At 63.9% G+C, this 12,815-nt stretch carries 9 protein-coding genes; 3 read left to right on the top strand and 6 right to left on the bottom strand.

What is annotated here, in order from left to right:
- Positions 1–981: quinone-dependent dihydroorotate dehydrogenase (locus AC04MI_RS18905; RefSeq protein WP_476498415.1), on the bottom strand; the 981-nt coding region annotated here is incomplete at its 3' end.
- 36 nt (positions 982–1,017) lie between these two features.
- Between AC04MI_RS18905 and rpiA the strand changes: the two genes are divergently transcribed.
- Positions 1,018–1,707 carry a ribose-5-phosphate isomerase RpiA gene (gene rpiA, locus AC04MI_RS18900; protein ID WP_056744695.1) on the top strand — a complete coding sequence of 230 codons (690 nt, stop codon included), beginning with the start codon at positions 1,018–1,020 and terminating at the stop codon, positions 1,705–1,707.
- Between the two features lie 133 nt (positions 1,708–1,840).
- On the opposite strand, the gene AC04MI_RS18895 is transcribed toward rpiA, so the two are convergent.
- The 5 genes from AC04MI_RS18895 to AC04MI_RS18875 all read right to left on the bottom strand — a co-directional run bounded on the left by AC04MI_RS18895 (position 1,841) and on the right by AC04MI_RS18875 (position 8,784).
- Positions 1,841–2,497, bottom strand: a complete 657-nt coding sequence (locus tag AC04MI_RS18895) for a glutaredoxin family protein (protein ID WP_288850366.1) — start codon at positions 2,495–2,497, stop codon at positions 1,841–1,843.
- A 59-nt stretch (positions 2,498–2,556) separates the two neighbouring features.
- The gene (locus tag AC04MI_RS18890; protein WP_476498414.1) at positions 2,557–4,602 is read right to left on the bottom strand and encodes a M3 family metallopeptidase; all 2,046 of its coding nucleotides are present in this window, start codon (positions 4,600–4,602) and stop codon (positions 2,557–2,559) included.
- Between the two features lie 69 nt (positions 4,603–4,671).
- Positions 4,672–5,526 carry a bifunctional methylenetetrahydrofolate dehydrogenase/methenyltetrahydrofolate cyclohydrolase FolD gene (folD, locus tag AC04MI_RS18885; RefSeq protein ID WP_436077235.1) on the bottom strand — a complete coding sequence of 285 codons (855 nt, stop codon included), beginning with the start codon at positions 5,524–5,526 and terminating at the stop codon, positions 4,672–4,674.
- A gap of 73 nt (positions 5,527–5,599) precedes the next feature.
- The gene (locus AC04MI_RS18880) at positions 5,600–6,226 is read right to left on the bottom strand and encodes a response regulator transcription factor (RefSeq protein ID WP_476498413.1); all 627 of its coding nucleotides are present in this window, start codon (positions 6,224–6,226) and stop codon (positions 5,600–5,602) included.
- A complete protein-coding gene (locus tag AC04MI_RS18875) occupies positions 6,223–8,784 on the bottom strand; it encodes a PAS domain S-box protein (protein WP_476498412.1) in 2,562 nt (853 codons plus the stop codon). Before AC04MI_RS18875 ends, AC04MI_RS18880 begins: the two co-directional genes overlap by 4 nt.
- A 167-nt stretch (positions 8,785–8,951) precedes the next feature.
- Here AC04MI_RS18875 and aceE point away from each other — a divergent pair, with 167 nt between their 5' ends.
- Both aceE and AC04MI_RS18865 read left to right on the top strand, forming a co-directional pair.
- Positions 8,952–11,660 carry a pyruvate dehydrogenase (acetyl-transferring), homodimeric type gene (gene aceE, locus AC04MI_RS18870; protein WP_476498411.1) on the top strand — a complete coding sequence of 903 codons (2,709 nt, stop codon included), beginning with the start codon at positions 8,952–8,954 and terminating at the stop codon, positions 11,658–11,660.
- Between the two features lie 19 nt (positions 11,661–11,679).
- Positions 11,680–12,815: biotin/lipoyl-containing protein (locus AC04MI_RS18865; RefSeq protein ID WP_476498410.1), on the top strand; the 1,136-nt coding region annotated here is incomplete at its 3' end.

Raw genomic sequence — 12,815 nt, 5'->3', positions numbered from 1 at the left:
GATCTGCACCACGTCTGCCCCTGCACGAATCTTGCTCACTGCGTCGTCGGCGCTCATGATGCCGCCGACACCAATGATGGGGAATCCGCTGCCCAAGGTTGCGCGCAGCTGCCGAATGACCTGGTTGCTGGCTTCCAGCACCGGAGTGCCACTCAACCCCCCCGTCTCTTCTGCGTGGCGCATGCCCTGCACCGCAGCGCGGCTGATGGTCGTGTTGGTGGCAATCACACCGTCCATGCCGTGGCGCTGCAGCGTGGCGGCGATCACTGCCACCTGGGCTTCATCCAGGTCCGGTGCAATCTTCACGAAAACCGGCACGCGCCGCTGGTGCTGGGCGGCCAGCGTCTCACGGCGCTCGGCAATCGCTCCCAGCAGTGCATCCAGCGCGGCATCGCTTTGCAATGCGCGCAGGTTCTGGGTGTTGGGTGAGCTGATGTTGACCGTCACATAGTCGGCATGGGGGTATACGCCCTCCAGGCAGATCAGGTAGTCGCTGGTGGCGTTCTCTATGGGCGTGGTGGCGTTCTTGCCGATGTTGAGACCGAGCAGCATGGGGTGCTGACGGTTCTGCTTGCGAAACTGCGCCTGCTGCACATTGCGCAGGAAGGCATCCAGGCCTTCGTTGTTGAAGCCCAGACGGTTGATGAGTGCGCGGGCCTCGGGCAGGCGAAACATGCGCGGCTTGGGGTTGCCCGGCTGCGCTTTAGGGGTCACAGTGCCCACTTCCACAAAACCGAAACCCATGGCGCCCAGCGCGTCAATGCAGCGCGCATTCTTGTCCAGGCCCGCCGCCATGCCCACGCGGTTGGGAAACTTCAGCCCCGCCAGGGTGATGGGGTCGTTCACAGTTTCGTTGCACCAGGCCCACTGCAGCGGCGTGCGCTGCCCGCGCGCCAGCATGTCCATGGTGAGTTCGTGGGCGGCCTCGGCATCCATGCCGAAGAGAAAGGGGCGGGTGAGGGCGTAGGGGATCAGGGACATGGGGAGATAATTCAGGATTACCCCCGATTTTCTCCCATGACGACCACCACTCCCCTGACCCAAGACGAACTCAAGACCCTGGTAGGCCAAGCCGCGCTGCAATACGTGGTGCCTGGCGAGATTGTGGGGGTGGGCACCGGCTCCACCGTCAACAAGTTCATTGACGCCCTGGCGGGCATGAAGGACCAGATCAAGGGCGCTGTATCCAGTTCCGTAGCCAGCACCGAACGCCTGAAGGCACTGGGTATTGCCGTGTTCGATGCCAATGAGGTGCCATCGCTCTCCGTCTACATCGACGGCGCGGACGAGATCGACGGTCAGGGTTACATGGTCAAGGGCGGCGGCGCTGCACTGACACGCGAGAAGATCGTGGCAGCATTGGCCGAGCGCTTTGTGTGTATTGCCGACGAATCCAAGTTGGTGAAGGCCCTGGGCCAGTTCCCGTTGCCGGTGGAGGTGATCCCGATGGCTGCCAATCACATTGCGCGCCGTTTTGCCGCCATGGGTGGACAGGCCAGCCTGCGACTCAAGGACGGACAGCCACTGGTGACTGACAACGGCCAGCACATTCTGGATGTGAAGGGCTTGTCCATCACCGACCCGCTGGCGTTCGAGTCAGAGATCAACCAATGGCCTGGCGTGGTGACCGTGGGTGTGTTTGCCCACCAGAAGGCATCCGTGTGCCTGCTGGGTACGGCGCAGGGCGTGAAGACCATCACCTATTGAGGAATGGTGGTGGGGTGGGTGACAAGTCCACCCCCATAGTTCACCAATACAAAAGGGGCCTCTGGAGGCCTCTTTCTGTTGGGTGGAGGTGAATGGAAGGACGTAGCCGCCTGGAGGGGGCTACATCACAGTGTCAGAACCGGATACCGGCGGGATTGCTTGGTGTTGGGCCGTCATTGACCGGTGGAGGGAGCGCGGGCCGTGCCGGCGCTTTCGGTTCAGCGGCGGGTGCGGACTCCACCGGCTTGGCCGCAACCAGCGGGGTGGGCGCTGGCTGGCGGTAGTTGCTGGGCAACTGGGATTGTTTGGGGTAGCCCGCTGCGTCGAGGTATTGGATCCACTCCGCGTCTGAAAAGCCCACCAGTTGCTGGCCGCCAATGGTGCCAAAAGGCAGGCTGGTGCTGCCACTCAGGCGTTGCAGTGCGGCAATGTCCTCATTGCTGGCCACTGTGCGCTCGGTGTACGGCACACCGCGTGATGTCAGCATGTTGCGCAAGCTTCCGCAGGGTGCGCAGTCATTGCCGGTGTAGATGGTCACCGGGTACCGGTTGGCCACCTGGCGCAGTTCGTAAGGCAACGCTCCATTGGCCGCTGCAGGGCTTGCGGTCGCGGCAGTCGGGGTTGCAGGGCTGCGCGCGGGCGGTGCCGTAGTTTCGGCCGGAGGGCGGTCCGAGAAAGTCACCTTGCCGTCGGGCCCGACAATGCGATAGACATTCTGCGCCTGGGCCCCCACTGAGGCGAGGGCCATCAACAAGGAGGCAGCGGCAGGAGCGAACGTAGTACGGGGCATGCGGGTTCTCCTCATTCTTGTGGGGCTGTGGTTTTTAGAGGCCAGGCGACAGACCGCACTCAGGCGGTCAGTTCTTCCGCCATGCCCTGGTGGCGCAGCAGGGCATCCAGACTGGGCTCGCGGCCACGGAAGGCCTTGAAGGACTCCATGGCGGGGCGGCTGCCACCCGCTTCCAGAATGGCCTCACGGTAGCGTCTCCCGGTTTCGGTGCTGGGCAAGCCGTCGGTACCGGCGGTTTCTTCAAAGGCGGCGTAGGCGTCGGCGCTGAGTACCTCGGCCCATTTGTAGCTGTAGTACCCCGCTGCATAGCCGCCGGCAAAGATGTGGCTGAAGGTGTGGGCCGTGCGGCTGAACGCGGGCGGCTGCAGCACGGCCACTTCCTGGCGCACCTGGGTCAGGAGGGGCATGAAGTCCTGGGCCGGGTCGTGTTCGGTGTGCAGCAGCATGTCGAACAAGGCAAACTCGATCTGGCGCAGGGTCTGCATGCCGCTCTGGAAGTTCTTGGCGGCGRTCATCTTGTCRAACAGCGYGCGCGGCAGCGGCTCGCCGGYGTCSACGTGGGCCGTCATGTGYCTGAGCACATCCCAYTCCCAGCAGAAGTTTTCCATGAACTGGCTSGGCAGCTCSACSGCGTCCCAYTCGACGCCGCCRATGCCGGAMACRTCGCGYTCGTTCACCTGGGTCAGCATGTGATGCAGTCCATGGCCAAATTCATGGAACAGCGTGATCACGTCGTCATGGGTCAACAGTGGCGGCTTGCCGTCCACGCCGTCCGCGAAGTTGCAGACGAGGTGGGCAATCGGCGTTTGCAGCACTCCGGTGTCGGGGCGCTGCCAGCGCGTGCGCACGTCATCCATCCAGGCGCCGCCCCGCTTGCCGGTGCGGGCGGGCTGGTCGAGGTAGAACTGGCCCACTAGTTGGCCGTTGCGTTCGATGCGATAGAACTCCACCGCAGGGTGCCACACCGGTGCCGTGTCGCGGCGGATGGACACTTCAAACAGCGTCTCAATGATCTTGAACAGGCCTGCCAATACCTTGGGTGCCGTGAAGTACGCCTTGAGCTCCTGCTCGCTGAAGGCATAGCGGGCTTCCTTGAGCTTTTCAGAGATGTAGGGCCAGTCCCAGGGCTGCGGATCGGCCAGGCCCARGTGYTCSGCSGCAAAGGCGCGCAGGTCGGCCACGTCCTTTTCGGCATAGGGCCGGGCGCGGCGGGCGAGATCACGCAAGAACTGGACAACCTCGGCGGGCGACTGGGCCATCTTGGGCACCACGGAGACTTCACCAAAGTTGGCGTAGCCCAGCAGCTGGGCTTCTTCTCGGCGCAAGGCCAGGATTTCGCCAATCAGCGCGGTGTTGTCGAATTTCTGGCCTTCGCCTTCGGCCTGGTCCGAGGCACGGGTGACATAGGCGCGGTACAGCTTGGCGCGCAGGTCGCTGCGGGTGGCAAACTGCATCACCGGCAGGTAGCAAGGCATCTTCAGGGTGAGCTTGTAGCCGGGTTTCCCGTCCGCCTGTGCGGCCGCCAAAGCGGCTTGCTGCACATCGGCCGGTACACCGTCCAGTTCCTCAGCGGTGGCGTAGTAGGCAAAGGCATCGGTGGCGTCCAGCGCGTTTTCGCTGAACTTCTGGCTCAGCTCGGCCTGGCGTTCCTGGATCTGGGCGAAGCGCTCTTTGGCCACCCCGGTCAGCTCAGCGCCGCTGAGCACGAAGTTGCGCACTGCGTTGCGGTGGGCTTGGCGCTGCTCGGGCGTCAGGGTGGCGGGGTCGATGGCCTTGTACTTGGCATAGAGGCGTTCGTCAGCGCCCAGGCGGGTCCAGAACTCCGTGACGCGGGGCAGGGCGGCGTTGTAGGCCGCGCGCAGTTCCGGTGTGTCGGCAACGCTGTTGAGGTGGCTGACAGCTCCCCAGGCGCGGCCGAGCTGTTCGGTGGCTACATCCAGCACCTTGGCGATGGCATCCCAGCGGGCAGGGAAGTCGGGCGACGTGACGGTCTCCAGAGCCTGATTGGCACGCTCCAGCAGCACATCAACCGCAGGGGCTACGTCCTGTGGGGTGATGCGGTCAAAGGCGGGGAGGTCGGAGAAGTCGAGAAGGGCGTTGCTCATGCGGGATTAGATGGCGCCAGGCGGCGCAGGTTCAAGTTGCAAAGCGGCTGGCGTCTTCCCCGGGCGCGGTCAGCGCGCGGCAGCCCGCTCGGCGGCTTCGATGGCGTTCACCAGCAGCATGGTAATGGTCATGGGTCCAACCCCGCCAGGGACGGGGGTGATCCAGCCCGCCACCTCTTTGACGCCCTCAAAGTCCACATCGCCACACAGCTTGCCGTCGGCCTTGCGGTTGATGCCCACGTCGATCACGATGGCACCGGGCTTGACCATGTCGGCGGTGAGCGTGTTGGCGCGGCCGACCGCAGCCACCACGATGTCTGCCTGGCGGGTGTGGTAGCCCAGGTCGGGGGTGCCGCTGTGGGTGACGGTGACCGTGGCATTGGCCTGCAGCAGCAGCAGGGCCATGGGCTTGCCCACGGTATTGCTGCGCCCGATGACCACGGCATGTTTGCCCTTGATCGACTGGCCCGTGGACTCGATGAGCTTCATGCTGCCGTAGGGCGTGCAGGGGCGGAAACCGTCCAGCCCCGCCATGAGTTCGCCAGCCGACAGCACCGAGTAGCCATCCACATCCTTGGAGGTGGCAATGGCCTCGATGACCTTGTGCGGGTCAATGTGCTTGGGCAGGGGCATCTGCACCAGGATGCCGTGCACCGTGGGGTCGGCATTGAGGGCTTCGATGCGTGCCAGCAGCGCAGCCTCGCTGAGATCGGCGTCGTACTTTTCAAAGATGGAGCGCACGCCGCTGTCCTCGCAGGCCTTGACCTTGTTGCGCACATACACGGCCGAGGCTGGGTCTTCACCCACCAGAATCACCGCCAGGCCAGGCTGGTGGCCACGGGCGATGAGGGCGGCAGCGCGTTGCGCCACCTCGCTGCGAAGTTGGCGGGAAAGGGCGTTGCCGTCGATGAGTTGGGCTGTCATGTCAGAAAATACAAGTCAAAATGGCTGGTAGCGCTAGTGCAATATGCGCTGGTAGCTATCAAAATGGGAGCAATCAGCCCTTGGGCGCGTTCTGCCCCAGAGCGATCTTGAGCAGATCGGCCACSGTGTTGGCGTTGAGCTTTTCCATGATGTTGGCGCGGTGYGCCTCSACCGTCTTGATGCTGATGCCCAGGTCGTCRGCRATCTGCTTGTTCAGGCGRCCGGCSACGATGCGYTCGAGCACCTGSGCCTCGCGGCYGGTGAGCTTGGACAGCAGSGCRTCGCGGCTGGCSGMCTGCTGGTAGCCCGCGAAGGCTTCGCGGGCGTGGTCCAGCATGCGCTCGACCAGGCCCACCAGCTCTTCTTCGTCAAAAGGCTTCTGGATGAAGTCCAGCGCGCCTTTCTTCATCGTGTTCACGGCCATAGGCACGTCCCCGTGGCCGGTGATGAAAACGATGGGAAGCGGCGATTTGCGCTCAATGAGGCGATCCTGCAGTTCSAGGCCRGTCATGCCGSCCATGCGGATGTCSACGATCAGRCAGGCSACCTCGCGCGGATCGTAGCGTGAGAGAAASGWCTCGGCCGAATCRAAGCARCGMACCCGGTAGTCCTTGCCTTCSAGCAGCCAYTGCAGSGAATCKCGMACKGCTTCGTCGTCGTCCACAACGTAAACAGTGCCTTTTTTCGGAATCAAGCTCATGCAACAGTCCTTGGGTTTTGTTCGTTTGCTACAGAATTTGTAGTGGCATCAGCAGGCTTGGCAAGCGGCAGCCAGAAGGAGAACCTGCAGCCTGTAACCTCCGAGCCATTGTAGAKGTTCTCCGCCTGCATCCGGCCSYGGTGGGACTCSACGATGSTGCGGCASAGRTTSAGSCCSATGCCCATGCCTTCSKGCTTGGTGGAGAAGAAGGCCTCGWACAGGCGSTCCAKCACTTCGGGGGCCAGCCCCTTGCCGGTGTCCTGCACCGAGAACTCGACCACCTGGYGGTCATCGATCTGCTTGGGCACCACACGCAGCTCCACGCTGCGGTTGGGGGCGGGGCGGTCGGCGTGCTGGATGGCCTCGGCGCCGTTCTTCATCAGGTTGACGAGCACCTGCTCGATCAGGATGGTGTCGGCCATCACTTGCGGCAGGCGCGCGGCGACGTAGTGCGTCAGGCGCACGTTGTGCCGGCGCAGTTCGATGTCGGCCAGCTCGACGGCTTCGTTGACCATCGAATGCACATCGGCCAGCGTGCGGTTGGGCTCGCTCTTTTTCACGAACGAGCGGATCCGCTGGATGATCTGGCCTGCGCGCTGCGCCTGGTGCGCTGTCTTTTGCAGGGCGGTGAGCAGGGCCTCTTCGGTGAGCTGGCCGCTCTGGATGCGCGAAACCATGCCGCTGCAGTAGTTGTTGATGGCGGTGAGCGGCTGGTTGAGTTCGTGCGCCACGCTGGACGCCATCTCGCCCATGGTGATGAGGCGGCTGACCGACTGCGCGCGCTCGGCCTGCCGCTGGGCCTGCTCTTCAGCCAGGCGGCGGGGGGTGATGTCCGTGGCAATCACCATCTGGGCCAGGCGGCCGTCCACCCAGTTCAGATAGCGCGAGCGCACTTCCAGCCACTTGCCCAGGTCGGGCAGGTAGATCTCGGCGTTTTCACTGCGGGCGCTGGTCAGCGTGTCGGTGGGCAGGCCCATCAGGCCGTCCTCATCGTCCATGCCACTTTGCTCCTTGCCCGCAATCGGCACCACGCCTGCCTGCGCCACCAGTTGCAGGTGCCCGCCGGTTTGCGACCCGAACCACTGGCGGTAGAGCTTGTTGGCAAACAGCAGCTCTTCGCTGCCCAGGGGGGCCACCGACACCGAGGCGTCCAGCGACTCCAGCACGATGGTGAAGCGCTCGTGCGATGCGGAAAGTTGTTCGCGGATGCGGTTGGGCTCGGTGATGTCGGTCATCGAGGTCATCCAGCCCGTCTGCTGGCCATGGGCGTCGATCAGCGGAGACACATAGAGCCGGGCGTCGAACAGCGTCCCGCTCTTGCGCTTGACGCGCACCTGAAAGCCGCCTGCCATGGTGTTGCCGCGCAGTTCGTCGCGCAGCTTGGCCTGCAGGGTTTCGTGATCGGCCTCGGGCCAGTAGGGGAATGGGGCCTTCAGGCCCACCAGCTCTTCGGCACTCCAGCCCGTCATCTGGCAAAAGGCGGCGTTCACATAGCTGATGCGGCCTTCCATGTCTAGGGCGCGCATGCCGGTGAGGATGGAGTTTTCCATCGCCCGGCGAAAGTTGGTCTCGGCCACCAGGGCCTCTTGCGCCTGCATGCGGCGACGGGTGTGGCGCCAGGTGGCGATCAGCATCCAGGCCGTCATCGCGCTCAGCGTGCCCACCAGCCAGAACAGCCCGCTGCCCACCACGCCAAGCGACGTGCGGTAGGCCTGGGCGCGCAGCACCAGACCGTTGCCAACGGGGGAGACCGGTACCTCGTACTCGTTGGCCTTGGGCGTCCAGGGGAGCAACTGGGTGGCCTTGTTGCGCGGGCCCAGCGGCGTGCCCGCCAGCACCTGGTTCTTGCTGTCGAGCAGCGTCACCGCGTAGCGCGCCAGCACTTCGGTGGGGGTGCCGTAGCGCAGCAGGCTGTCGATGGAATATTCACCCAGCACCACGCCGCTGAACTTGCCCTGGTTGTTGAGCGGTACCTGCAACTGCAGCAATGGGGTCGCATCGCCCGACGTGGCGGCCGGCTGCGCGTACACCGGTTGCTGCAGGTCCCGCGCCAGGCCAAAGGTGTCGGCGGTGTCCCCGGGCTTGAGGACTTCGCCTGCGATGCGCAGCTCACCACTGGCCAGTGTCGGGGCGGCTTGGCTTGCGCGGATGCGTCGGCGGTCGTCAATCCAGGTGATGGCCTGCAGCTCAGGGTACTGGCTGATCAGTGCCTCGGCGCGGCTGATGAACTCTGCCTTACCCAGGTCCTGGTTGGACACATCGCGTGCGATGCGCATGAGTTGCTCTTGCCGTTCCAGCAGGCGCAGGCGTACGCGCTGCTGGGCGTATTCCACGTCGCGCCGTAGGGCTTCTTGTTCGCGTTCGGCTTCTTYGGCGCGCAGGTACCAGAACGCCGCAACGATGGCGGCCAAGAACATCAGCACTGCCGCGAGGGGGGCGAGTGCGGCAAAACGGTCTTGCCGGGTGGGCGACAAGCCGCGCCACCACTTGCGCCACCAGCGTATCGGCGCTGCCACGGTCGTGGCCGTGGGGGAGGGGGTGGTGGGCATCGAATCCATGTAGGGAGTGTAGAGGAGCCCCGGGAGTGCTCAGGCCTTCTGCATCATGTGCGCCTGCAGCAAATTATTGCAATATGAAATGAATAGGCACCATTTGAAATTACGAAAAAATATGCGAAACTAGAGCCAACGTACTAAATTGCTGCCACACCTACAGGAGACAAAGCATGTCAGCTCAGCCCGACCCTCAGGCCGGTTTCGGCATCGGTTCCGATACCGACCAGCAAGAAACCCGTGAATGGATGGACGCGCTGTCCGCCGTGATCGACAAGGAGGGCCCAGAGCGCGCCCACTTCCTGTTGGAACAACTTCTTGAACACGCCCGCCAGAGCAGCATCGACCTGCCGTTTTCTGCCAACACTGGTTACGTCAACACCATCGAGCCGGAAAAAGAGGCGCACTGCCCTGGCAACATCGCCATCGAAAAGCGCCTGCGCGCCTACATGCGCTGGAACGCCATGGCCATGGTGGTGCGTGCCAACCGCCTGAACCCTGCCGACGGCGGCGACCTGGGCGGTCACATTGGTTCGTTTGCCTCGGTGGCCAGCATGTTCGGTGCGGGCTTCAACCACTTCTGGCATGCCGCCAGCGAAGACCACGGCGGTGACCTGCTGTACATCCAGGGCCACAGCGCCCCCGGCATCTATGCGCGCGCTTACCTCGAGGGCCGCCTGAGCGAAGAGCAGCTCGACAGCTTCCGCCAGGAAGTGGACGGCAAGGGCCTGTCCAGCTACCCGCACCCCAAGCTGATGCCCGAGTTCTGGCAGTTCCCTACGGTGTCCATGGGCCTGGGGCCATTGATGGCCATCTATCAGGCCCGCTTCCTCAAGTACCTGCACGCCCGTGGCATTGCCAACACCGAAAACCGCAAGGTGTGGGTGTTCTGCGGTGACGGTGAAATGGACGAACCCGAATCCCTGGGCGCCATCGGCCTGGCCGCGCGCGAAAACCTCGACAACCTGGTCTTCGTGATCAACTGCAATCTGCAGCGCCTGGACGGCCCAGTGCGGGGTAACGGCAAGATCGTGCAAGAACTCGAAGGCGAGTTCCGCGGCGCGGGCTGGAACGTGATCAAGCTGCTGTGGGGCAATGGCTGGGATGCCTTGCTGGCCCGCGACAAGACCGGCAAGCTCAAGCAGCTGATGATGGAAACGCTGGACGGCGATTACCAGGCCATGAAGGCCAACGATGGCGCCTTCGTGCGCAAGAACTTCTTCGGCAAGTACCCCGAGACGCTCAAGCTCGTCGAGCACATGACAGACGAAGAGGTGTTCGAGCTGCGCCGTGGCGGCCACGAGCCCGCCAAGGTGTATGCCGCCTTCCACGCTGCCAATGAGCACAAGAACCAGCCCACCGTGCTGCTGGTCAAGACCGTCAAGGGTTATGGCATGGGCAAGGCCGGTGAAGGCAAGAACACCGTGCACCAGACCAAGAAGCTGTCGGACGAGGACATCAAGTACATCCGCGACCGCTTCAACATCCCGATCCCGGACAGCCAGCTGGCTGACATTCCGTACTACARGCCGGCCGAYGACACSCCGGARATGMAGTACCTGCACGAGCGCCGCAAGGCSCTGGGYGGCTACCTCCCCAAGCGTCGTCCCAAGGCGGACGAGCACTTCACCGTGCCCGCCATCGAGACCTTCAAGGCCATCCTGGAGCCCACGGCCGAAGGCCGTGAAATCTCCACCACCCAGGCCTACGTGCGCTTCATCACGCAACTGCTGCGCGACCAGGCCCTGGGGCCGCGTGTGGTGCCCATCCTGGTGGATGAGGCCCGCACCTTCGGCATGGAAGGCCTGTTCCGCCAGATCGGCATCTACAACCCCAAGGGCCAGCTGTACACCCCGGTCGATCGCGACCAGGTGATGTACTACAAGGAAGACAAGGCCGGCCAGATCCTGCAGGAAGGCATCAACGAAGCCGGCGGTATGGCCAGCTGGATCGCTGCCGCCACCAGCTACAGCACCAACAACCGCATCATGGTGCCGTTCTACGTGTACTACTCGATGTTCGGCTTCCAGCGCATTGGCGACCTGGCCTGGGCTGCGGGTGACATGCAGGCCCGTGGCTTCTTGCTGGGCGGCACCTCGGGCCGTACCACGCTCAACGGTGAAGGCCTGCAGCACGAAGAYGGYCACAGYCACATCCTGGCCAACACCATCCCCAACTGCGTGAGCTACGACCCSACCTTYGCSCACGAAGTGGSSGTGATCMTGCACCRTGGYYTSAAGCGCATGGTCGAGMAGCAGGAMAACGTCTWCTACTACMTCACGCTGCTSAACGAGAACTACCCGATGCCSGGCCTCGTGGAAGGCACCGARGAGCAGATCATCAAGGGCATGTACCTGTGCAAGCCCGGCGCCGAGGGTGACAAGCGCGTGCAACTGCTGGGTTCGGGCACCATCCTGCGCGAGTCGCTGGCCGCCCAAACCCTGCTGGCCGCCGACTGGGGCGTGCAGGCCGATGTGTGGAGCTGCCCGAGCTTCAACGAACTSACSCGCGAGGGCCAGGACGYSGACCGCTGGAACCTGCTGCACCCGCTGGAAACCCCGCGTGTGCCGTTTGTGGCGCAGCAACTGGGCAGCAGTACGGGCCCCGTGGTSGCATCSACCGACTACATGAAGGCCTAYGCMGAGCAGATCCGYCCCTTYRTSCCSAAGGGCCGCAACTACAAGGTGCTGGGCACCGACGGTTTTGGCCGCAGCGACTTCCGCAGCAAGCTGCGCGAGCACTTCGAGGTGAACCGCCACTACATCGTCGTGGCCGCCCTCAAGGCGCTGAGCGAAGACGGCGTGCTGCCCGCCACCAAGGTGGCCGAGGCGATCGCCAAGTACGGCATCAATGCTGACAAGATCAACCCGCTCTACGCATAAAACGAACGGAGACAGAACAATGGCATTGGTCAACATTCAAGTCCCGGACATCGGGGACTTCGACGAAGTGGGCGTGATCGAGTTGCTGGTCAAGGTGGGTGACACCGTGAAGGCCGAGCAGTCGCTCATCACGGTCGAATCGGACAAGGCATCGATGGAGATCCCATCCAGCCACGCGGGCGTGGTCAAGGAGCTCAAGATTGCGCTGGGCGACAAGGTCAAGCAGGGCTCGGTGATTGCCGTGGTGGAGTCTGCTGATGCGGGGGCAGCCGCAGCTCCGGCCGCTGCGCCGGCTCCCGCCCCGGTGGCGGCACCTGCGCCAGCTCCTGCTGCTGCAGCCCCTGCGGCCACAGGCCCGGTCGAAGTGCGCGTGCCCGACATCGGGGACTTCAAGGACGTSGCCGTCATCGAGATGCTGGTCAAGSTYGGCGACACCATCAAGGYYGAGCAGTCCCTGTTCACCGTCGAATCCGACAAGGCCTCSATGGARATCCCGTCGYCSGCSGCCGGCGTGCTCAAGGAACTCAAGGTCAAGRTKGGCGACACSGTCAACATTGGTGATCTGGTGGCTCTGCTTGAAGGTACGGCATCTGCTGCAGCGCCTGTAGCAGCACCGGTTGTGGCCGCTGCGCCGGCACCAGCCCCAGTGGCTGCGGCCGCTCCTGCGGTGGCAGCCGCAGCACCCGCCGCTGCCACCGCCTCGGTGGCTGTCCCTGCCCACCAGCCTGGCACTCCCACGGCAGGCCTGCCCCATGCATCGCCTTCGGTGCGCAAGTTCGCCCGCGAACTGGGTGTGCCCATCGACGAAGTCAAGGGCACCGGCCCCAAGGGCCGCATCACGCAAGACGACGTGGCTGCCTTCACCAAGCAAGTGATGGCAGGCGCCGTGCAGACCAAGGCACAAGCTGCCAAGGCACCCGCAGGCGGTGGTGGCTCTGGCGTGGGCCTGGACCTGCTGCCCTGGCCCAAGGTGGACTTCACCAAGTTCGGCCCGGTGGAGCGCAAGGACCTCTCGCGCATCAAGAAGATCAGCGGCGCCAACCTGCACCGCAACTGGGTCGTCATCCCGCACGTCACCAACCACGACGACGCGGACATCACCGACCTCGAAGCCTTCCGCGTGCAGTTCAACAAAGAGAACGAGAAGAGTGGCGT

The organism is Acidovorax sp. LjRoot204, assembly GCF_056175785.1.
This window is presented reverse-complemented; position numbering and strand designations above follow the sequence as displayed.